19 protein-coding genes are annotated in these 22334 nt (G+C 58.4%); 10 read left to right on the top strand and 9 right to left on the bottom strand.

Features of this window, described 5'->3' with window-relative positions; genetic code table 11:
- Positions 1-16: 16 nt before the first annotated feature.
- A complete protein-coding gene (locus tag SIB92_RS04960) occupies positions 17-802 on the bottom strand; it encodes a copper chaperone PCu(A)C (protein ID WP_412554761.1) in 786 nt (261 codons plus the stop codon).
- Between the two features lie 40 nt (positions 803-842).
- On the opposite strand from SIB92_RS04960, the gene SIB92_RS04955 reads away from it, so the two are divergent.
- From SIB92_RS04955 to SIB92_RS04930, 6 genes are all read left to right on the top strand, one after another.
- Positions 843-2264: a hypothetical protein gene (locus tag SIB92_RS04955; RefSeq protein WP_412554760.1), complete on the top strand. Its 1422-nt coding sequence runs from the start codon at positions 843-845 to the stop codon at positions 2262-2264.
- A gap of 107 nt (positions 2265-2371) precedes the next feature.
- On the top strand, positions 2372-3676 hold the full coding sequence (locus SIB92_RS04950) for an ABC transporter substrate-binding protein (RefSeq protein WP_412554759.1): 1305 nt from the start codon (positions 2372-2374) through the stop codon (positions 3674-3676).
- Between the two features lie 53 nt (positions 3677-3729).
- Complete coding sequence (locus SIB92_RS04945; RefSeq protein ID WP_412554758.1) at positions 3730-4656, top strand: branched-chain amino acid ABC transporter permease; 927 nt, start codon at positions 3730-3732, stop codon at positions 4654-4656.
- The gene (locus tag SIB92_RS04940) at positions 4656-5600 is read left to right on the top strand and encodes a branched-chain amino acid ABC transporter permease (RefSeq protein WP_412555798.1); all 945 of its coding nucleotides are present in this window, start codon (positions 4656-4658) and stop codon (positions 5598-5600) included. The genes SIB92_RS04945 and SIB92_RS04940 overlap by 1 nt, the downstream gene beginning before the upstream one ends.
- Entirely contained in the window at positions 5597-6319 is a 723-nt protein-coding gene (locus SIB92_RS04935; RefSeq protein WP_412554757.1) for an ABC transporter ATP-binding protein, read from the top strand. Before SIB92_RS04940 ends, SIB92_RS04935 begins: the two co-directional genes overlap by 4 nt.
- The gene (locus SIB92_RS04930; RefSeq protein ID WP_412554756.1) at positions 6306-7001 is read left to right on the top strand and encodes an ABC transporter ATP-binding protein; all 696 of its coding nucleotides are present in this window, start codon (positions 6306-6308) and stop codon (positions 6999-7001) included. The genes SIB92_RS04935 and SIB92_RS04930 overlap by 14 nt, the downstream gene beginning before the upstream one ends.
- Before the next feature lie 67 nt (positions 7002-7068).
- Here the strand turns inward: SIB92_RS04930 and SIB92_RS04925 are convergent, their stop codons facing one another.
- Positions 7069-7518 carry a MarR family winged helix-turn-helix transcriptional regulator gene (locus tag SIB92_RS04925; protein ID WP_412554755.1) on the bottom strand — a complete coding sequence of 150 codons (450 nt, stop codon included), beginning with the start codon at positions 7516-7518 and terminating at the stop codon, positions 7069-7071.
- 122 nt (positions 7519-7640) lie between these two features.
- Between SIB92_RS04925 and SIB92_RS04920 the strand changes: the two genes are divergently transcribed.
- From SIB92_RS04920 to SIB92_RS04905, 4 genes are read left to right on the top strand one after another with little or no spacing between them, the layout of a single operon-like run.
- Positions 7641-8486 carry an FAD binding domain-containing protein gene (locus SIB92_RS04920; protein ID WP_412554754.1) on the top strand — a complete coding sequence of 282 codons (846 nt, stop codon included), beginning with the start codon at positions 7641-7643 and terminating at the stop codon, positions 8484-8486.
- On the top strand, positions 8483-11194 hold the full coding sequence (locus SIB92_RS04915) for a molybdopterin-dependent oxidoreductase (RefSeq protein ID WP_412554753.1): 2712 nt from the start codon (positions 8483-8485) through the stop codon (positions 11192-11194). Before SIB92_RS04920 ends, SIB92_RS04915 begins: the two co-directional genes overlap by 4 nt.
- Positions 11191-12645, top strand: coding sequence for a 6-hydroxynicotinate reductase (locus SIB92_RS04910; protein WP_412554752.1), 1455 nt, complete (start codon positions 11191-11193; stop codon positions 12643-12645). Before SIB92_RS04915 ends, SIB92_RS04910 begins: the two co-directional genes overlap by 4 nt.
- A complete protein-coding gene (locus SIB92_RS04905; protein WP_412554751.1) occupies positions 12642-13484 on the top strand; it encodes a UPF0280 family protein in 843 nt (280 codons plus the stop codon). The genes SIB92_RS04910 and SIB92_RS04905 overlap by 4 nt, the downstream gene beginning before the upstream one ends.
- On the opposite strand, the gene SIB92_RS04900 is transcribed toward SIB92_RS04905, so the two are convergent.
- The 7 genes from SIB92_RS04900 to lptF all read right to left on the bottom strand — a co-directional run bounded on the left by SIB92_RS04900 (position 13481) and on the right by lptF (position 22277).
- Positions 13481-14470: a hypothetical protein gene (locus SIB92_RS04900; protein WP_412554750.1), complete on the bottom strand. Its 990-nt coding sequence runs from the start codon at positions 14468-14470 to the stop codon at positions 13481-13483. The genes SIB92_RS04905 and SIB92_RS04900 overlap by 4 nt on opposite strands.
- A 267-nt stretch (positions 14471-14737) precedes the next feature.
- A complete protein-coding gene (gene rsmA / locus SIB92_RS04895; protein ID WP_294114817.1) occupies positions 14738-15580 on the bottom strand; it encodes a 16S rRNA (adenine(1518)-N(6)/adenine(1519)-N(6))-dimethyltransferase RsmA in 843 nt (280 codons plus the stop codon).
- A 75-nt stretch (positions 15581-15655) separates the two neighbouring features.
- Positions 15656-16624, bottom strand: a complete 969-nt coding sequence (gene pdxA, locus SIB92_RS04890) for a 4-hydroxythreonine-4-phosphate dehydrogenase PdxA (RefSeq protein WP_412554749.1) — start codon at positions 16622-16624, stop codon at positions 15656-15658.
- Positions 16621-17865 (bottom strand): peptidylprolyl isomerase, encoded by a 1245-nt coding sequence (locus tag SIB92_RS04885; RefSeq protein ID WP_412554748.1) that lies wholly within the window; start codon positions 17863-17865, stop codon positions 16621-16623. Before SIB92_RS04885 ends, pdxA begins: the two co-directional genes overlap by 4 nt.
- Positions 17866-17890: 25 nt before the next feature.
- Positions 17891-20068 carry an LPS-assembly protein LptD gene (locus tag SIB92_RS04880; RefSeq protein WP_412554747.1) on the bottom strand — a complete coding sequence of 726 codons (2178 nt, stop codon included), beginning with the start codon at positions 20066-20068 and terminating at the stop codon, positions 17891-17893.
- Positions 20065-21162, bottom strand: a complete 1098-nt coding sequence (gene lptG, locus SIB92_RS04875; protein ID WP_412554746.1) for an LPS export ABC transporter permease LptG — start codon at positions 21160-21162, stop codon at positions 20065-20067. The genes SIB92_RS04880 and lptG overlap by 4 nt, the downstream gene beginning before the upstream one ends.
- The gene (gene lptF, locus SIB92_RS04870) at positions 21159-22277 is read right to left on the bottom strand and encodes an LPS export ABC transporter permease LptF (RefSeq protein ID WP_412554745.1); all 1119 of its coding nucleotides are present in this window, start codon (positions 22275-22277) and stop codon (positions 21159-21161) included. The genes lptG and lptF overlap by 4 nt, the downstream gene beginning before the upstream one ends.
- Positions 22278-22334 lie beyond the last annotated feature (57 nt).

The raw sequence follows: 22334 nt of genomic DNA, 5'->3' as shown, positions 1-22334 counted from the left end.
CAGGGATATTTGCCTGTCAATCGCTGTGAATTCGAATCGAAGCGGTCACCGGAACGTCGCCAACCACGTAGGCGCGATGGTCATTTGTGGACAGAGTCACGCGAATCTCGTGCTGACCGGGTGGTAAGTGGCCGATTGCTGTATCTGCCGAATAGAGGCGGCCAAGCTTCAACCCATTGAGGTAAATGTGGCCGTGGCCGGTGCCTGGCACGTGGGGACCGTCGACTAGGTTTGGCGTGAACTCGAAATCCTCAGATGTGACCGAAACGGTCCATCCAGTCTCGCTTTTTGTTGCTTCCAGGGCGATGCTTGGTGCCGGTTCGCCTTCGCTGACCTGACAGATGTCACCGATACCGAAAAGTCCGTAGTTGGAAGCGTCACCTTTGGTTTGCGGCGCGATAATCCGAGCGCGAGTGGTGAGCGTTCCGGCATGCGCAAAGGTTAGTGAAATTGGGAGCGTGCGGCCATCATCCAGTGATCCAGAAAGGTTGCTTAGTTGTAGAAACACGCCATCTGCGGCCAAGGAAGCTGTACCACCGGCGGGAACGGCAAGCGGTCCATGCCTCTCGCTCAGGGTTGAGGTTTCGGCTTCTGGTGAGCTGGCAGAGAGAAGCGTGTCCGGTTGGCCAGCGTTCTCGATTTTTACAAAGACCGACAGTTGATTGGGGTCGGTTTTCAACGGCGCGGCGGTGGCGTTGGTGAGCAGAATTTGAGGTGACTTTGCGGGTGTTAGGAAGACAATTCCGGCGGCAAAACTCGCGCCGAGGAGCATCCCAAAACTCAAAATCTTTCGCGCTTTCATCTCTTTTGCCCGTCGTTATAGTCGCCGCATGATAGCCACGATGTCCCACACACAACCTGTATTCAAGCGTCGGAAACGGATGTTATTCTCTGTGTTTGCAGGTGTTACAACGGTTGGCACCGCAGCGCGGGCGCATACTTCGGAAGGCGGTTTTGTGCTGCTGCTGCCGACGGATATGTATATTGCGTCTGGTGTTTTGGCTGTGGCACTCACCGTCGCAATGCTGGTGTTTTTGCCAGACAACGAAGTCAGAAACCTGTTCCGGCCGCTGCGACTTTGGCGGGTGCAAATGCAGCGTCTGCCAAATGTGACCAGCCTGCTATCCGGCGTTTTTCTGCTTTGGCTGGTGTATATCGGTTTGGAGGGACCGCGGGATCCGCTGGCCAATCCGATGCCGCTGACAATCTGGACGGTTTGGTGGGTTGGCTTGGTGTTTTTGCAAGGGTTTGTGGGCGACATTTGGCGCTGGATCAATCCGTGGTCTGGTTTGGTTCGTGTTATGCGTCCTCTGATTGGCTTCCAACCGGTGCTGCGGTTTCCACCGCAACTGGGTCATGCCGTTGGACTGGCGTCCTTTTTGGCTTTTGTCGCCTTTCTTCTTGCCGACATCGCGCCCTCTGATCCGGCGCGGCTTGCCCGAGCCGTCCTGGGCTATTGGGTGTTTCATCTGATTGGCGGGCTGCTGTTTGGACCACGCTGGATGACGCGTGCGGAAGGCATCAGCATGGTGATGCGTCTTTATGCGCGTTTGGCGCCGTTCGGGCGTCGCGGCAGTCGGCGGGCCATTGGGCTTTGGGGATGGCAGATTGCACAGAACCCTGCGCTGGCTTTTGGTCTAGCATTGCTGTGTTTGTTGATCCTTGGCAGTGGCAGCTTTGACGGGGTGAATGAAACCTTCTGGTGGCTGGCGCAGCTTGGCTTGAACCCCTTGGAGTTTCCCGGGCGATCAGCGGTTGTCTGGCAAACGCTCGGAGGCTTGGCGCTTAGCAATCTACTGTTGGTCGTGGTCTTTGTTGCGACGCTTTGGTTGGGCCTGAAGCTTGGCAAAATATCCAGCGTTGGACTAGGTCAGGCGTTTTGTCTGTTTGCGCCCACAGTTTTGCCCATCGCGCTTGGCTACCACTTTGCCCACTATTTCACGAGCTTTCTTGTGGAGGCGCAATATGCACTTATCGCGGCGACTGATCCATGGGCGCAGGGGCAGGATTTATTGGGGCTCGGACAGGTCTACGTGACCACCGGATTTTTCAACACTCAAGAGAGTGTGCGCCTGCTCTGGCTGTGCCAGGCAGGTGGTGTTGTGGTCGGTCATATCGTGGCGGTTTTGCTCGCACATACTGTGGCGGTGAAACACTTCGGCTCTGGCCGTGCGGCACTTCTGTCTCAGGTGCCCCTCGCTATCTTTATGATTTGCTACACATTTTTTGGCCTTTGGCTGCTTGCATCGCCGCGTGGCTTCTGACACAACACGCGCCCTCTAGACAGAACCGTCATTCATTCGCACTCTAACAGCTGTGAAGAGTAACGGAATTTTCGGTCACAGACCATGTGAACACAGGGGGTAAAGTGATGACCAAATCCAAGACCGTACCAGTAACCGGCACGCAGCCGACACGCCGTGATGCGCTCAAGACTTTGGCGCTTGGCGGGGGTGCCGCAGCAGCCACGCCGCTATGGGCGCGCTATGCAGGGGCGCAAACTTCTGAGCCAATCAAAGTGGGTTTTCAGGTGCACCGGACCGGCATCGGCGCCGCCTATGGGCGGTGGTATGATCGCACAACCACTGCCGCAGCGGCGCTGATCAACGAGCAAGGTGGGATCAACGGGCGTCCGCTGGAGATTGTGGCCGAAGACGACGGGACCGATCCCAAACGTGGGGCGGAAGTGGTCGAGAAGTTTGCCACGCAGCACAATTGCGATATCGGGTTTGGGACGCTGTTTTCACATGTTGTGATTGGCTCTGCGCCGCGCGCTGGTGAATTGAAACTACCGTACTTTGTTGTGTCCGAAGGCCACCATGTGGCCAGCGGAATGTTGAACCGCTACACGTTGCAGCCGGGTATCACGGACGTGAAAAGCCAGGTGCAGGCGATGGCACCGTTTGTGGCGGATAACCTAGGCAAAAAGGTTACGATGATTTTCCCGGACTTTGCGTTTGGACATGATCACCGCGACTACTTCACTGCGGCGATTGAGGCGCAGGGTGGCGAGGTGCTTGAGCACATCGCGATCCCGCCAACGGAAACCTCGTTCACCAAGTATTTCCCCAAAATTCCGCGTGACACAGAGGTGATCTATCACGTCATGGTGGGGCCGGCCGTACTGACCTTTGTGAAAGAGCTGGGTGAGTTCTTTGGGCCGCAACGCCCAGAGATGTTCGGCTTTATCGACAGTCTTGAAGCGGTCGATATTGGTAGCCCGGGACTTGAGTTCCTGGAAGGGACCTACTTCTGGGAAGGCAATCCGCGCTATGCGCAAGAAGACCAGTCCGAATATGACGCTTTCTTCCGCGAGCGGGTTGGTGTGGATGCCAATGGCGCCTCTGTGAGCGATCCCAAAGACGTGTCGACCTATGCCCACATGTTTGGCTGTTGGGAAACTCTGCACGTGGTCAAAGCCGGCATGGAGAGTGCCGGATACCGGGGGCCACAGGACCGCGCGGCGTTGATCGAGGCCCTGGAAGCCATGACACACATGCCGCATTCCAACGCGCATCCGCAGGGCGCAAAGATCTTCAACGGCAAGACACACCAAGTGTTTGGGCATCAGTACATCACCAAGGTGGTCGATGGAAAACTGCTCCTGGTGCACACCACGTCGATTGAGGACACGTTCTATCCGGACGAGGTGGACTACACCACGCAGGCCCTCTGATGAACGCTTGGGCGCGGCGACTGCGTCGCGCCCCTATTGAGGCAGGGGTGTAGATGGATTTTGGACCTTATTTGATGCTCGCCACATTGGAGGGCGCAGTCACCGCGGCGGTGCTCGCGTTGACGGCGTCGGGCTTGGCGCTGGTGTTTGGCGTGATGCGGGTGGTGAATGTCGCCCATGGTGAATTTTTTATGCTCGGCGCGGTTTTGGCTTGGTGGGTGACACATATTCTGGGGGGCTCAGCCGCTTTTGGCTTTGTCGTGGCGCTCATTGTTGTGCCGGTATTGGTTGGGCTTTTGGCTGCTTTCACGGACATGACCATCCTGAAGAGGATTGACTACGATCCTGAACGCACAATCGTCGCGACAATTGGTATCCTGTATATTTTGCAACAGGTTACGCTGATGACTTACGGGCCGGATGCGCGCCCAGTTGTACCCCCGTTTAACACGCGCATTGCTTTGCCTTGGCTTGAGTTTGTCGATGGAAAAATCAGCCTTTATTGGCCTTGGGGCCTTTCGATCACCAGCTACAAACTGGCCGTGATTGGCGCGGCGGTTGCGGTGCTGATTGGGCTTTGGTTCTTAATGACGCGCTCCAAATTGGGGCTCTTGATGCGCGCCACAGAGCAGGATCGCGATATGGCGTTGGCGTTTGGTATCCCGGTGGAGCGGGTGTATGCGTTGGTGTTTGGCCTTGGGGCCGGAATGGCGGCTTTGGCTGCGGTGCTGATCGTGCCGATCCAACAGGCGCATTACTTGATGGGGCATGATCCGCTGTTGCTCAGCTTCATTGTAGTCATCATCGGGGGACTGGGTAGCTTACCCGGTACGGTCTTGGCCGCTCTGCTGATTGGGTTATCTGACGGAGTTATTTCGGTTTTCTTCTCTCCGACACTGGCAAAAATCCTCGCGACGCTTCTGGTGGCGCTTGTATTGGTGTTCCGCCCACAGGGTTTGTTCGGAGCCCGAAAGGCATGATGGGAGGCATGCGGAAATCGTTGCTGCTTCATGGTGGCGTCTTGGTCGTTTTGTTTGCGTTACAGTTTGTGCTGCCGGCCTATCATCATGGCAACTTGGCGCGGATCATGGTGCTGGCAAGCTACGCGATGGGCTACAATTTGTTGTTTGGCTACACGGGGTTGTTGAGCCTTGGCCACGCGTTGTTCTTTGCAGCCGGCCTTTATGGCATGGGTCTGGCGATGTCGCAGTTTGGCATGAGCGCGGGTATCGCCTTGGTAGCTGGGATTCTAATAGGCGCGCTGGTCGGCGCGGTCATTGGCGCTCTGGCACTGCGCACCGAAGGCGTGGCTTTCATGATTGTGACGCTGATGTTTGCGCAGGCTGGGTATCTGACCGTTTTGTACTTTGGCGCCCACACGCGCGGCGACGAAGGTTTTGTGATTGCACAGGCGGATCGAGTACTTCTAACGTTTGATCTTTCCGATCCGAATATCCGGTATTTTGCCGCCTTTTCAGTCTTCTGTGCTGCTTTCATAATGTGCCATTTGGCTGTGCAATCCCGGTTTGGCAAAGTGCTCATTGCCATTCGTGAAAATGAAGAGCGGGCCCGTATGCTTGGATACGACGTGGCACGATATAAGCTTGCCGCCGTGGTGCTATCCGCCAGTTTATCCGCTCTGGCTGGAGCCAGCTACGGGCTATTGTTTGGCTATGTGGGCGCGTCGTTTGCTTCAGTGCAATACTCGATCTTTCCCTTACTTTGGGTGCTCTTGGGCGGCGCGGGCACGGTGTTGGGACCATTGATCGGCACGCTGTTCATGTTTTACCTGATTGATCTCAGCTCCGGGATCACCACAGCCTACATGTTGATCGCCGGCGTGGTGTTGGTGTTCCTGACGCTTTTTGCACCTCAAGGATTGATGGGTGAACTGCGTCGCCGCGTCTGGAGGTGGTTGCCATGAGTTTGCTGTCCGCGAAAGGTTTGAATAAGCGCTTCAATGGCTTGGCGGCTGTTGAGGATGTCTCGCTCTCTATCCCTGAAGGGCAAGTCAGAGCTTTGATTGGGCCAAATGGAGCAGGAAAAACCACGCTCGTTGGAATGTTGTCGGGGCGGATTGCTCCTTCGTCAGGAGCCGTTTCATTTAATGGTCAGGACGTGACGGCGTGGCCCGCGCACAAGCGGATTGCCGCGGGTATGGGTTACACTTTTCAAATCACGTCCGTTTTTCCATACTTAAGTGTTCGGGAAAATGTCGCGTTGGCGGCGCGACGGAAGCTTTCGGACAAACGGCGCGTGAATGAGGCCGTGAATGCGGCCCTAGACCGTGTTGCGCTCTTGGATCGGCGGTCTGAAGAGGCTGGAGATCTTAGTTATGGCCATCAGCGGTTGTTAGAAATTGCTATGGGTTTGGCGCAGTCTCCAAAACTGTTGATTTTGGATGAGCCGACGCAAGGATTGACGGATGGAGAGGTGGCCGCGTTCAATGCACTGATCGATGAATTGCGCGGAAACACCACCGTTTTGCTGATTGAGCACAATATGGATGTGGTCATGCAAGTCGCTGATTTTGTGACGGTTTTGGACGCTGGAAAAGTTCTCTTCGAGGGTGCACCGGACAACGTGAAAGCCAGTGACGTAGTGCAGGCGGCCTACTTGGGAGGTGGCGATGCTGCGGCTTGAGGGGGTTTCCGCCGGTTATGGGCGTGCGCAGGTGTTGCGGGAGGTGTCCTTTGAGGCGCGGTCGGGTGAGATTTTGTGTCTTGTTGGGCGCAATGGGGCCGGGAAGACTACCACGGTGAAAACGATCATGGGATTGCTGCCGTTGATGACTGGTGCGGTGCGTTTGGGAGACGTCCTATTATCCGATTTGGCACCTCATAAAGTGTCGCAACAAGGCGTTGGTTACGTGCCGCAAGGACGGCGGCTTTTTGGTGAGTTGACCGTGGGTGAGAACCTTGCGGTGGGGCGCTTGACAAATGGTAAGGACGCTTCTGTCCTAGAGGAAGTACTCCAGCTTTTTCCAAGGCTTAAGGAGCGGTACAACCAACGCGCCAATACGCTGAGCGGGGGTGAGCAACAGATGTTGGCGATGGGACGCGCGATGTGTTTGCGACCCAAGGTCTTGCTGTTGGATGAGCCAACCGAGGGGCTGCAACCTTCCATGATTGACGCCATTCGCGATGCCACCGAACAGATGCGCGATCAGGGGGTCGCCGTTGTGTTGGTAGAGCAGAGGATGGACGCAATTGTCGCATTAGCCGACCAGGTGGCGCTGCTCGAAAACGGTCGCATACGTGGAGTTCTCAATCGTGACGAGGTGGCGGCTGAGCCGAAAAAACTGGCGCATCATCTTGGGGTTTGAGGCCTCAAAAACCACGTCGGTATTGCGTCTGTATCGCGGCTGTTTTGCGGAGGTGCAAATCTGGTTATCAGGTCAGTTTTTGAAGCAGCAAGAGGAAGATGGTTTGTTCCGCCTCATTGAGCGGAGCGAGCGTGTCTTTCGTAATGGCGTGCGCAGTGGGCGCGACCGCTTCAAACAGATCCCAGCCTGCGGCGGTCGGCTTCAACAGGATGCGGCGCTGATCGTCCGGGTCGGGAGAGCTGGCCACAAGATCTTTAGCGCGCAGGCGATCGACCACACCTTTGATGGTGGCACCGTCCATGGCGGTTGCACGGCCCAAGGCATTTTGAGACACCGCGCCCAGTTCGCACAGTTTAGCAAGCGCGGCAAATTGGGTGGGAGTGAGGTCGGAAATGCCCTCTGCAAAAATCGCCAGATGCCGTTGGTTTGCGCGGCGCATCAGGAAGCCAACCTGCTCGTCCAGAGCGTAAGAATCGGCGGCTTCGGATGGGGTCATTTGGGAGTTTTCAGAGGTCATCAAAAAGGGCCTTGTTGCGGACAAGCCGCGCGGTTTGTTGACAGATGCGTAAAAGCTGCCGCAAAATCCATTGGTATACACACAAGTTTTTGTGCCGCGCCCTGACGATTTGAGAGGTCACCATGGGGATTTATCATCGCCCCGGCAAGTTGAAAGATGCGCTCGCTGTTTTGGCGACAACCGGCGCGCGGCCAGTGGCTGGCTGTACCGACGTTTTTGCGGCCACCGAAGCCCAAGACCTGCGCGGCGAAGTGTTGGATGTCACGCGCATTGAAGGGTTGCGCGGCATCTCTGAAACCGCCTCTGGCTGGCGTATTGGCGCGGCAACAACCTGGCGAGACATTGTGGATGCACGGCTTCCATGCGCGTTTGACATGCTGCAACAGGCAGCCCGTGAGGTTGGCGGAGCGCAGGTGCAAAATGCGGGCACAGTGGCGGGCAATATTTGCAATGCGTCACCAGCGGCGGACGGTATGCCGCCGTTGTTGGCGTTGGGTGCGCAGGTCGAGGTGGCGTCCGAAAAACGCGGCGTGCACGTGGTGGAATTGGAGCAGTTTGTCACCGGTCCACGGGAAATTGTGCTGCGATCCGATGAGTTGGTCAGTGCCATTTTGATCCCCTCCAACAGCGTGCGCGGACACAGCCGATTCCTGAAATTGGGGGCACGCAAACATTTGGTGATCTCGATTGCCATGGCTGCAGTACGTTTGGCTGTGGAGAACGGAACAATCACCGATGCTGCGATCAGCGTGGGTGCTTGCGGGCCTGTGGCAATTCGAGCCGCAACGTTGGAAAAGGCGCTAATTGGAGCAAGCACAGAAAGCGCTGACCAATTGGTAAGTCTTGCGCTTTTGGACGATGCTCTTGCGCCCATTTCGGATGTGCGCGGCGATGCGGCCTATCGGGAGGCGGCGGCGCTGGAATTGGTGCAGCGGGCGATCGCGGATGTGCTGGAGCAGGTTCCATGATTTCCTTTGATCTCAATGGGCAACCTCAATCTGTGGACGTGCCGTTGGGGCGTCGTTTGTCACAGGTGTTGCGAGAGGACTTGAGCTTACGCGGTACCAAAGTCGGGTGTGATGCAGGCGATTGCGGGGCCTGCACAGTGTTAGTGGATGGCGCAGCGGTGTGCGCCTGTTTGACGCCGGTGGCGCAGGTGGCCGAGCGAAATGTTGAAACCATTGAGGGTGTGGGCGTCGCCGGGCCTAGCGCGTTGCAAAAAGCGTTCTTGCGGCATGGGGCGGCGCAATGTGGGATTTGTTCGCCGGGCATGGTGATGGCGGCGGAGGCCTTGCTGCGTTCAAATTCAACGCCGGACCGGGACGCTGTTGAGACCGCGTTGGGCGGCGTGCTGTGCCGCTGCACGGGGTACACAAAAATAATCGACGCGGTGTTGGATGCGGCGGGCAGTGGTACGGGGCCGGAGCCGGAAGCCGGTGCCGCTGTGGGTGCGCGGGTGGAACGGTTGGACGGCGTCGCAAAGGTGATGGGGCGTGAAGCCTTTGGGGCGGACGTGGTGCCAGACGGAGCGCTTTATGTGCGGTCAGTGCGCAGCCCTTATGCTTCGGCTCGATTTGCCTTCGGGGACTTGGAAGCTTGGGCGACTGCGCAAGGCGTTCGAGTTTTCACGGCGCAGGACATTCCCGGTGTGAACTGTTTTGGCGTGATTGAGCGCTTTGCCGACCAGCCAGCGTTGGCAGAAGAAACCGTGCGCATGGCAGGAGAGGCTGTGGCTTTGGTTGCTGGTCCAAAGGCGGTTGTTGAGGCGTTGGATTTGGGCGCGTTTCCAGTGACTTGGGAGGCTTTGGCGCCGGTTCTGGACACGCAAAGTGCGACCGGTTCTGAGACAGATTTGTTGCATCCCACACGCAAGGACAATCAGTTGATTGCGGGCGTTGTCCGGCAGGGAGATGCGAAGACGGCGCTTGATGCGGCGGCACATGTTGTCGAAGGGTCATTGCGCACCGGACATGTGGAGCATGCTTACATCGAACCGGAAGCCGGTGCCGGCTGGATGGAAGGAGAGGTGCTCAACATTCGGGCCTGTACACAGGCTCCGGTGTTGGATCAGGAGAGCACCGCCAAGATCCTCGGCCTGTCAAAGGCACGTGTGCGTATCCGGCCCGCGGCCACCGGGGGCGGGTTTGGCGCAAAACTGGATTTATCGGTGCAGCCGCTGGTTGGATTGGTGACCTTACTGACCGGTCAGACTAGTGTGATGGTCTACTCGCGGCGGGAAAGTATGGCGGCAAGCACCAAACGCCATCCTGCTGAGATGACAGCAAAAATTGGCGCCGATGCGGATGGGCGGCTGGTCGGCATGGCCTTTGATGGCGATTTTGACACCGGGGCGTATGCCAGCTGGGGGCCTACTGTGGCGGTGCGCGTGCCGGTGCATGCCAGCGGGCCGTATGTGATCCCGAACTATGATGCTGAAGCGCGGGCAGTGCACACAAATGGGCCCGTGGCCGGCGCGTTTCGCGGGTTTGGCGTGCCGCAGGCGGCTGCGTTGCAGGAACAGTTGTTTGATCAATTGGCGGATCAGGTCGGGATGGACCGGCTGGCGTTTCGCCGGTTGAATGCGCTGTCTGATGGCGTTCCGACTGTGTGTGGCCAGGAGCTGACCGGTGTGGGCATCGGGGCCTGCTTGGAAGCGCTTCAGCCGCGTTGGGATGCGGCTTTGATTGAAGCGGCGGGCGCGAATGCCACGGCGCGCAAAACAATGCGCGGCGTTGGGGTGGCAAGCTTTTGGTATGGCTGCGGAAATACGGCTTTGCCAAACCCCTCCACAATGCGGATCGGGGTAACATCTGACGGGCAGGTTTGCTTGCACCAAGGCGCGATGGACATTGGGCAAGGTGCAAATACGGTGATTGCACAGATGGCGGCGGACGCGTTGGGTGTGCCGGTGCATCAGATTACTTTGATTGATGCGGATACAGCGGTGACGCCGGACTGTGGCAAGACCTCGGCCAGTCGGCAGACGGTGGTGAGCGGCAAGGCGGCGGTGTTGGCCGCACAGGCGTTGCGGGCGCGGATTTTGCAGCTGGGCAATATGGGTGCGGCGGCGGAGATTTCTTTTTCAGGGGGTGTGTTGTCTCTACGAGAAGGCGCGGCGCGGCGGGACATAGCGCTGCGGGATCTGCCGGAGATGTCGCATGGATATGTGCTGTGGGCGGAGGAAACCTATGACCCGCCAACCGAGGCATTGGACGAAAACGGGCAGGGTGCGCCCTATGCGGTTTACGGATATGGCGCGCAACTGGCGGAGGTTGAGGTGGATGTGGCACTGGGGACCGTGAAGGTCCTTAGGATCACGGCGGCGCATGATTTGGGTAAGGTCATCAACCCCTTGTTGGCTGAAGGGCAGATCGAAGGCGGGATTGCGCAGGGGCTGGGGATGGCCCTGATGGAGGAGTTCCATCCCGGTAAAACCGAAAACCTGCATGACTATCTGATCCCGACCACGGGGGACATGCCGGAGGTGGTGTCTCATCTGATTGAAGTGCCCGATCCTGAGGGGCCAATGGGGGCCAAAGGCTTGGGAGAGCACGTGTTGATCCCGACGGCACCGGCGATCTTGAATGCGATACGCCATGCCACCGGGGCGGTATTGACGCAGTTGCCAGCCCGGCCGGATCGGGTTTTGGCGGCGATCAAGGCGGCCATGTCATGAGCCGGACACCGAGACAGCGCGAGGAGAAGATCCGATGTGATGCCTGTCCGGTGATGTGTTATGTGGCGGAGGGCCGGATCGGCGCCTGTGATCGCTACGCGAATATCAATGGCGAGATTGTGCGCTGTGATCCGCTGACCGTGTTGGACCGTGCGATTGAAGCCGGGACCGAGGTGCGGCCATTCCTCGGGCGCGATTGGCATGACGGCCTGTCCACCGATGATCTGTTTGTCACTGCTGTGGGCGCGGGCACGACCTATCCGGACTTCAAGCCAGCACCGTTTTTGGTGAGCCGTGACATTGACGGTGTTGATTTTGTAACCGTCGTAACCGAGGCAATTTTTTCTTACTGCGGCGTCAAGGTGAAGATCGACACGGATCGACATTTGGGCACTGAAGGTGCGGTGGTGCGCAGTCAGGGCGAGGCCGTGGGGCTGATGGTGACCAGCGAATATGGGTCCCAGATGATGAGCCTCGGCGGCGTGGACCATCTAACTGGAGGCAGCAAGGTAGAAGGACGCGTGACCTGCGACGTGCTGCTTCAACTTCTGAACCGCGCACCGGTTGTTTTGGAGGTGGACGGCGGGGCCGAAGTTGTTGTTCAAGCCGGTGCCGCGCCGATTGTTGATGGCACCAAAGAAGACCGGATGCGGGTTGGTTGTGGCTCTGCGACGATCGGGATGTTTGCGAGCCAGTGGAAAGGCTTAGTGGACGAAGTTGTTGTGGTCGATGACCATATTACCGGCGTGGTCAGCGAGCATCAGGCGGGCAAAGTGATTGATTGGCCAGACACGGGTATTCGTATTAAGGGACGGCGCAGTACGCCGGGCCGGTATTTTCAGGTGGCACAACCTGGACTTGGTTGGGGCGGCACCGACATTGAGGATCCGCTCGACATCCTGGGACCGTGGCGGCCGGAAAAAGGTGCGCGCGAGGGGCTGACATTTTTGATGGTGAGCACCACAGGCGAACATGCGGAATACTATGAGTTGGACGCCGATCTGGTGCCGCAAAAACGCCCGATGCCGGAGGCGTTGAAGCCATCTGTGGGGTTGATTGCAGAGAACTGCGAGCCAGCGTTGTGCACTGTCATGTTCATGGGCGGGGCTGGCGGATCGCTGCGATCCGGGGTCACGCAAAACCCTGTGAAGCTGACCCGCGCGGTGCAGGAGAAAAATGCCAAGGTCACGGTTGGCGGGACGCCGGCCTATGTCTGGCCGGGAGGCGGAATCACTTTGATGGCCGATGTGACCAAGATGCCGGATGGAGCCTTTGGCATGGTGCCCACGCCAGCCATTGTTGCGCCGTTGGAGTTTACCGTGTCGCAAGACGTATACGAACAGCTGGGCGGGCATGTGGATCAGGTCCGGAGCGTGAGCGACGTTTTGACAGGCGGCGGCCAATATGCGCGCAGCACGCATATCCTGCCCACCAAGTTGAAAAAGCCATGAAAGGTGGGGCGCAGATCACTTGGTTACCAGATGGTAAGCGGATGCATCTGCACCATGGCCCCATTGATTTAATTGTCGAAATCTGGGGTGCGGGCCAAACAGTAGCCTATCAACGCGCAGCGCTCCGGTTTCAAACCGTGTTGCAAGAGCTGGTGGATGAACTCCCAAAACTGCGTCAGGCCGCGGATCTGCAGGCGTGTTTTCATGGAGGCATTGCGCGCGCCATGCAGGGGGCGGTTGCGCGGCATTTGCCGAGCTTTGTGACGCCGATGGCCGCAGTGGCTGGCGCGGTTGCCGATGAGATCGCTCGCGTGATTGCGCAGGCGCCTGATGTGGACAAAGCCTATGTCAACAACGGCGGCGATGTGGCGCTGGTTTTGGGACCAAATGAAGAGATGGTGGCCGATCTGGGCGGCGGTATCGCGCGCACAACCTTGCACGGCTCGGGCTGTGTCCGCGGCGTTGCCACCTCGGGGTGGCGCGGGCGGAGCCTGTCGTTTGGCATTGCGGATGCGGTAACGGTCTTGGCCAGCTCTGCGGCCTTGGCGGATGTGGCTGCTACGTTGATCGCCAACGAAGTGGACGTGCCGGGGCATTCGGGCATTGTGCGGGCGGTTGCGGACAGTCAACAATTGGACAGCGATCTGGGAAACAGGCTGGTCACGGTGGATGTGCCACGTTTGAGTCCGCAGGATGTGTCCGCAGCGTTGCAGCGCGGCAAGGCGTTTGCGCAACGGTTAAGACCGTCAGCCGAGGTTTGGGGGGGCGTGCTGGCTCTGCAAGGGCAAGTGGTGGCTTTTGGCGATCCAAGCCTTGGCAAAGCCCTTGGCGCCGCTTAGCGGGTTGCGTTGTCTTGTGGCAGCCAATCCAACCAACTGCGCAGCCAATTGCCCGCATAACCGCGCGGGTTTTGGTCCGAGGAAGCCGCCGGATCGGCGCTGATCCGCGACCGGACAAACCAGTGTTCATTCTCGACTTCAAAAACCTCAACCGAAGATCGGGATACGCGTTTCACCAGTGATGGCGCGACCATTTTGATATCAACTTCAGACCCTATCAGGCTGACTTTGCGCGAAAAAACAGCCGGTTGAAGACGAGGCTTTCGTCCCTGAATGTCCAACCTTGGGTACATAAAACTGAGACTGGATAGTGAAGCCTTCGGATCGAAAACGGCGTCATTCCCATTGGCGCGCAACACAATAAGTGCGCCGTGACCAAGGGCCATGATATGGGGCGCAGCCGTGGCCTTGGTCAGATGATTCAGGATTTCTGTCAGGTCCCGCACCAGGGGCGCAAAACGGGTTCGTTCCTGTGGCGCCCAATGGGACTTCCAGCGGACCAAATAAATGGCGGGTCCCGTGTTAGACATCAGGCGGCGCAGGTCTTGTGCCAGACCTGTGGTGGTCTCGGCATCTTTTTCCGTCGGGCCGGGCAACAGAAGGATGGGCGCAGACGCATCCTGGTTTGAGGCCTGCAACATGTCCAAAGCGGCCGTGCGTGTGCTGAGCACCAAAGTGGTGTCGGCAGGGTCAAGCCGTGGATTTGGGATCATGTCTTTGGCCAAAGGAACCTCACATTCTGTGGTTGTAGCCGTTTGGGCAGAACGGCGGTCAGATAGAGAAATCCTGCCTGTCGCCGCTTCGGGTTGGCAGGGGGAAAGTGCCCAAATCAATGACACAGCCATGCGTTGTGCGCGCGGGCCGGTGGGGGTGATGACGGGAAATCTGGATCTTTCAAGCCTGATATAGGCGGCCTGGAAAGGCGGGAGAATGGGGAGATATTGCCAAGGTTTTGAGAATTTCAGCCATTTGCAAGAATTGGCCAAGTGGCAGATTTATTGGCAGAATTTCGCCATTCTTTTACAGCGCAAGGCCGCCTTGACGATTGGTAGGCTCAGCTATTGGGAAAGTGGCCCGTGCCAAGCAAACGGAGGGAGGGTGCGGCACGGGCAACAGGGGTACGCAGCGCGTTTGTGTGAAAGTTTCACTGGCATCGCGTTGCGTGGTTCAGAGATAGCGATGCGACCGGAGGTTGCTTTGCGAAAACCGGTCGAGGTTGTGTGAAAGTACGCCAAAGACAGCGTGCGCGCGGCTCAGCTTTCTTTCATCACCCGCGCGAGGGCACAGAACTGCTCCAGGCTGACAACTTCGGCGCGGTCGGTTGGTTTGATGCCAGCAGCGATCAGGCGGTCTTCGATGTCTGGCGCCTGACCTTTGAGCGCCGCGCGCAGCATCTTGCGGCGCTGGTTGAATGCAGCGGCCACAATCCGAGACAAGGTGTGGGCGTCTGCGGGATAGCGCGGCTCCGGCAGTGCGGTGAGATGCACCACGGCAGAATGCACTTTGGGCGGCGGCGAAAACGCGCCAGGTGGCAGAGACATGACGATATTGGCGTTGGCCCGCCATTGCGACAGGATGGCAAGGCGCCCGTAAGCTTTGGAGCCAGGCTGTGCGGTGATGCGCTCAGCCACTTCGCGCTGGAACATCAGGGTCAGGCTTTGCCAGAACGGCGGCCACTCTTTCGGGGTGAGCCAGCGCACCAGAAGTTCCGTGCCGACGTTGTAAGGCAGGTTGGCAGCCACGCGAATAGGCGGCGTGAGGTGGCTTAAGGGATCGACTTCCAGCGCGTCGCCGTTGATGACCTCGAGGCGACCGGGGTAGGCGGCTTCGATCTCTGCCAGGGCTGGCATACAGCGATGGTCTTTCTCAATCGCGAGGACTTTGCGGGCGCCTTCGGCAAGCAGGCCCCGGGTCAGACCACCGGGGCCGGGGCCAATTTCCAGCACGTCACAATCGGTCAATTCGCCTGCGCGGCGGGCAATTTTGGCGGTGAGGTTGAGATCCAGCAGGAAGTTCTGGCCCAAGGATTTGCGGGCAGAGAGGCCGTGGGTCTCGATCACCTGACGCAGCGGGGGAAGATCATCAATGGCGCTCATTGGGTTAGCCTTGGTTCGGGCGGCTGCGCCGCGGATGGATGCCTCCGGCGGGGATATTTCCCGCCAAATGAAGGGTCAAGCGCTTTGTGCCATTTGTGCGGCCATGCGCAGGGCGGCGATAGTGCTGGACGGGTTGGCTTTGCCGGTGCCAGCAATGTCAAAGGCGGTGCCGTGATCCGGTGAGGTGCGGATGAACGGCAGGCCGAGGGTGACGTTCACGCCGCCGTCAAAGTCTAGCGTCTTGATCGGGATCAGCGCCTGGTCGTGGTAGGCGCAAATCGCCACATCATAGCGGGCACGGGCAGCGGCGTGAAACATGGTGTCGGCGGGCAGAGGGCCGGCGAGATCAAACCCATCGCGGCGCAGTTTGTCGAGGACAGGCGCAATCACGGTGGCATCTTCATCGCCCATGGCGCCGCCTTCGCCCGCGTGTGGGTTCAGGCCCGCCACCGCAATACGCGGGTTTGGAATGCCAAACTGTGTTTGAAGCCCTTTGGCGGTGATCCGGATGGTCTCTTCCAACAATTCTGGTGTCAACGCAGAAGGCACGTCTGCGAGGGGAATGTGGATCGTGGTGGGCACGACGCGCAGCATGTCCGAGGCCAGCATCATCACTACATTGTCCACGCCCCCCAAGTCGGCGAGGTATTCGGTGTGGCCGGGATAGGGGAAATCAGCGCCGTCCTTGAGCGCCTTTTTGTGGATGGGCAATGTGCAGACCGCGCTCGCGTCGCCGCTCATCGCGAGGTCCACTGCATGGGCGATGACGTCTATCACGCCCTCCGCGTTGTCGGGATGGGCGGTGCCAGGCGTGCACGGCGCCGAAAATGGGTGCGGGAGCACCGGAAGCGCGTTGGGCATCACGTCAATGGCATCTTGCGGGCTTTGCAGGAGCACATGTGGCACAGAGCCCGGCAAATGCGCCGGGTCTGCGATCAAAAAAAACGGAAGGTCATCTTTGAGCGCGGACCACGCCTTTTCGGCAATCTCCAGACCAATACCGGCCGGTTCACCACAGGTCACAGCAATGGGCGCGGGGCTCATTTTTCGGTGATCCGGGCCTGCGCGCGCAGCTGGCTGAGATAGCTGTTGGCATAGCTTTCCAGACGCAGGTTGCGCAGGGACGCGGCGACATCTTCGCGGGACAATTCTTTGTCATTGATCTCGGCGGTGCGGCCACACAACATCAGGACAATCAGGTTTTGCCCGTCTGCCGTGGTCATGTTGGTCGAGATTTCATTGTCGTCCAGTTTGGCCAATTCAATGGCGATATCGCGTGGGATTTCATTGGGCTTTTGGGTTTCGCGGAACAGACGTTCCGCTGGCAATCCAAATCCAACGCCGTAGAGATCGTCACACTTATCGACCGTCGCCCGCACTTTGGCCGCCTCTTGAAGGGCCTCTTCGGTGCGTCCGCCGGGGATGTAGAATTTGGCGTAGTCAATCGCAGAGTAACGCGGAGTACTGCGGCCGGTTTCGGCAATGCCACGCAGTTGGAACAGAGCCACAGCGTTGGGCAGCTGCAGCGGAGGCGACACTTCGCCTTTGCGCAGAGATGTTACAACCGGGCGCAGGGGCGCAGGCAGGTTGGTGACGTTCATCCAGTCGACATGGCCACCCTGATCTTTGGTGCCGGAGGCCGAATAGATACGCGCGGCAGATTCAAATTCCGAAAAACTTTTCAGCTCGGAGATCTGTGCTGCAAGACTGTCCACTTGCGGGCGGGTTTGGGGGGTGACCGGAATGATGATTTCCGAGAGCAGTACGCGGACGCCGCCTTGGCCGCTGTTTTGGGCAATGGCGCGGTCAATTTCTTCTTCGCTGACTTCGGCGTTGGCACCAAAGCGCGATTGCACCACGCCGCCCCAAGCAATTTGCGAGATGATGAAATCGCGCAGGGCTTCTTCATAGATGCCTTCAGCCGCCAATGCCTTGACCATGTCTTCGGGTTTCATGTTCACGCGTTTGGCAAAGTTTTCCAGACCTGCGGTCACGCCTTCCTCTGACGGCACGATCCCTGCCTGCTTTGCGGCCTGAAGCTTTAGGCGATCCTCAATCAACTGCTCCCGTGCCAGGTCCAGTGGATCTCCCGGGGCGCTCATAATCAGCAACAGGCGGGCGCGTTGTTCGATCTCGTAGTGGGTGACCACCGAGTCGTTTACAAAGATGGCCGGGCTAAAGGCATTTTGCGCTGCCGCAGGCAAAGTGGCGGCGGCCAGCATGGCACAGGCAGCCGTTGTGCTGGCAAAGGCGCGAAATGCGGAGCGGATCAACTTGCGTGGCATCATCTTTACGTCGTCTTCCTGTAGGTCAGCCGCATTTGCGGTCGTAGCTCTTATCGTTTGAATTGACCGAAAATCCAAGCAGGGCCACGTTGAAGCCCACCTTGGTGCTCGATTGCACGGTAGAGGAAGTTGAGAAACGGCGCGAGAGCGAAAGCTCCACGCGCAGGCATTCATTGCGGTATTCCAGGCCAAGGCCGGCCTCGGAGGTTTCACCACTGACGGCGTCGAACTGCCAGTCCATCATGCCAGTCCAGTGGCGGTTGATGCGGTAGCTGCCGTCAAACTTCATTTCGGAGATGTCTTTGTCGCGGGATTCCGCGAGGTCTTTTTGCAGCCAGATGTAGCTGGCATCCAGCCACAGACGGTCGTTGGACCACCCAAGACGCGCCCCGACCTTGTCCAAATCGCCTTTGTCGTCGAGCAGCGCGCGGCCCGTGAACAGCAATCCGCTTTGGTTGCTGAGTTGTCCGGCGATCAGAAGATCGGACGAGGTACCAGACAGGCCTGAGCTCTTGGAAAAGTCCGGTTGCACGTCTTGACGAAAAACCTGGCCAAAGGTCAGGTTACCGCGCCAACCGGTGGCACTGACGCGGGACCAGTTCATGCCCAGAGCGGAAGACAACCCACGTTCGCGCCGGTCATAAGATGGGAAGCGAGACAAAGACAGAAGGTTGCCTTCGTCAAACTCCACATGGGTGCTTTCGTCATTGGCAACGTCCAGATTGTCGCCGCCGGTCCAGGCCACCTGCGCCACAGGCTCCAGAACATAGGTTGCGCCATCCTGACCAGATTTGATCATTGGATAGCGCATATAGGCCGCGACAGAGGGCGCAAATCCGCTGTCAAAGGTGCTCACCGAACTGTCGTTCTCTGTGCGGTAAGCGTCAAACGCCACCGCCCCGGTGACGCCGGTGCGCAATCCGTTGCCCAGAGTCCAATCGCCAAGCCACTGCACATTGGCATTGGCGCGGCCGACGTCTCGTCCGGCGTCGCCATCTTTGTTTGAGCGCCGCTGGTGAGCATGCGCCTCAACGCTGGTGCGCAACTCGCCGCCCCACATGTTGAGATACCGACGTTCGGTTTCTGCCTTAAGCACGAGGAACGGGATTTCGTCGTTGTCCTCATCTTCGCGCAACGTTTGGTAGTGGTAGGCGGCAAAGCGGGTGTTTTCGGTTCGGCTGGCGCGGGCGATGGTGATGTCGCTGTTGAGACGGTCATCGTCCGAGTAGTCATAATCCGTCAGGTAGGTGTCATCTGACACCGCCTTGAGATCAAAGGTCAGCTTATAGTCCTGTCCCAGTTGGAACAGGCCTTCGGCAAAGACATAGCCACGGATGATGTCGGTGCGGATGTCATCGTCCGAGATGGCGCCGTCCAGCTGAATGCCGCCGCGTTCAAAGGCCTGGCGGTACCGGAACTCCATGGTGCGGGTTTTGGAGGACAGATAGGGCGACAGGACCAGGTCGCGATCGGTGCCCCAAGGGATGAAATACGGGACTTTCACGCCGTAGCTCAGAAGGCTTGAGTGGTTGAACTCCGGGATCAGAAAGCCTTGCGCTCGGTCCAGCGTCGGGTCGGGCATGCGCAAATGCGGAAAGTAAAACACCGGAACGTCCCGCACGAGCACGCTCGCGTGGTCAAAGTAGAGCTGTTTTTCCAGTTGGTCATGCACCACACGACGGGCGCGGATGCGCCAGAGGGGCGGCTCGCCATTTTCGCAGACATGGCAGGAGCTTACGGTGGTTTTGTCAAGTACGCTGTAGCGGCCTTCGACCCGTGTCATGCGGGCGGCGGCCAATTGCACCTGATCCGCCATGACCACGCGGGCGCTGTGGATAAGGCCATTGCGCAGATCTGCGTCCAGCTCGGCAGCATCAGCGACCACGGATATGGACTTGCCTTGGGTGATGCGGATCGGGCCGACCAGAGAAATCTCACCGGTTTTGTCGTTGTAGGTGATTTCCTTGGCCATCAAGCGCACATCATCGGTCAGCGCTTCGACATTGCCGCTGGCGATCAGCAGGCCGTCGGCTGTCAGGTTGACCGAGTCCGCCACTAGAACCACGTTTTGTGGTTCCTTTTCGGAGGCTTGCTGTGTGGAGCCTGTTGGCTGCGTGGATTGGGCAGTGACTTCGAGAGGCTGTCCCAAAGTGAGGGCCGTGGCGGCCAGAACGGGACAGAGAAAGCGCGGAGAGATCGTCATCCGTCCTCCATATGCAACAGCAGGCCAAGAGCCAACAGCACACTTGCGATTGGCGGTGCCCACGCGGCGAGCATCACCGGGATTTGACCGTTTTCCCCAAGGATCTGGGCGAAATTCCGGATGAAATGCAGGCTAAAGCCAATCAACACCGAGGTCAGCACGGCGATGCCGGTGTTGCCAAATCGGGTGTGCCGCATGGTGAAGGCGGAGGCGACCAGAACCATCGCCATCAGGAAGAGCGGTTGGGCCAGCTCCATTTGCAGCCAGACTTGATGGCGGCGTGCGGAGAAGCCGGAGTCGTTGAGTTCCTCGATAAAGGCCGGGAGTTTCCAGATCGAGATGGAGGAGGGCGTGCCGAAGCGCTCGCGGATGCGGTCCGCGGTGAGGGTGCTCGGAAAGGTGACCGCGTTTGCGCGTGTCGGCTCGGCACCTTCATTGAGGCCGACAACAAGCGGCCAAGTACGCACGTTGGACAGTTCCCAACCACCGTCCACCAAACGGGCGGAATCCGCTTCAATCCGTTTCTGCGGACCGCCTTCCAGCGCGTAGGTGACAATGGTGATGTCCAGGAAGACCGAGGCGTCGGCATTGGTGCTACCGGCGTGAATGACGGCATGGCCAGCCTCGCCCCCCTGACGCAACCAAATGCCTTCGTCCGACAGGGACAATGCGCTGCGACCGCCGGATTTCAGCATATCGCTTTGCAGTTCATATTGCACAGAGGTGGCGGCCACGATGGGGTTGAGTGTGGTCACCGACAAAAGGCCAATAATTAGGGAGACTGTGGTGGGCGAGAGTACAGAAACAATGCCTGAGCGCCCTGCGGCACGGACCACAACCAGTTCGGAACTGCGGGAAAGATTGATGAACAGCGCGATTGTGGCAAGGATCACAATCAGCGGCATAAGTTGGTAGAGGCTTTCCGGCGCGCGGAGCAACGTGAGGTTCAGGACTTTGCCAAAACCTACGGTTTCCACATCATAGCGGCGGAGTTGTTCCATCATGTCGACCAATACAGTCAACACGAAAAATACGGTGCAAATGCCAAGGAAAATCCAGAGGAACTTACGTGCGAAATAGATATGCACGGTCATGCTGTCGCCCTCCGGCGCCACCGAATGGGGGTGGCGGAAAGGTAGAGCAGAACGCCCGCAATCACGAAACCAAGGAAGCTTGGGACATACATCAGAGGCCAGAGGTCCGGGTTGGAACGGACCGGATCGGCAATGGCGTTTTTCATGCCTTCGAGAATGACAAGAATGACAAAGGCGGCGATGATCTGACGCCACACCCCAAAGCGGCTGAACCCGCCGGCCAGCAGCATTGCAAAGCCGATCAGTGCGAAGCTGATGGTGGACAGCGGCATGGCAAAACGGTCGTGTAGATCTTCGGTGATTGTGCCCACACTTTCCCCGGATTGTTCAGAGATCATCTCTTTGTTGCCAATGATCTCCCAGGTTGGAAAGTGGCTGGCAGAGACACGTGGCGCGGAGCCGGGATCGATCAGCGAACTGATGTCGTAGGAGAAATCAGCAAAATTGGTGGTCATCAGCGTGTCAGTGTCGTGGCGGTGCAGTTGTGCCAACCCGTCGACCATCACCAGTTTAGGGCCGGTTTCATCCTGCACCAGATAGGCGTCGGACGCGGTGTAGGAGGTGGAGCGCCCCTCAGACCGGTGATCCGCCAGGAACACGTCCTTGAGCACACCATTAGGGGTGATTTCTCGGATGTAGAACGTCACGCCATCCGCGGGATGCAGGAAGGTGCCATCGGTCAGCAGGCGGGCGGTCACATTCTCGGTGATCTCTTTCTGTCTCTTGCTTAGTTCCGCATTGCTGGTGGGCACCAGAAAATGGGTCAGAGCGGACAGCATCAGGGCGGTGATTGCACCAAAGATCGCTACAGGGCGCGCGAGACGCCAAGGGCTGAAGCCGGTCGCCTGCATGACGGTCAGTTCACTTTCGCTCGACAGGCGGTTGGTCACGTAGACCGTGCCAGCAAACACCGCGATGGGCAGCACCAAACGGATCACGTTTGGCAGCGTCAGGACCGACAATTCCAGAAAGACGGAGACATTTTGGCCGCTGGCAATCAGCTGATCAAACAGCGACACCGCACGATTGACCCAGTAGACGGATACAAGGATCAGCGCAAAAAAACCGAACAGAGTCAGGAATTGCGACAGGATATATCTGTCGAATCTGCTCACCTGCTAAGAATCCCCCGAACCTTATTATTGAGCGGCACTTTAGGGGAAATATCCGGG

It is taken from the genome of Shimia sp. MIT1388 (genome assembly GCF_047124445.1).
Classification (GTDB): Bacteria; Pseudomonadota; Alphaproteobacteria; order Rhodobacterales; family Rhodobacteraceae; genus Shimia.
Note: the sequence above shows the minus strand (reverse complement) of the source record. Positions and strands in the feature narration are given on the sequence as shown.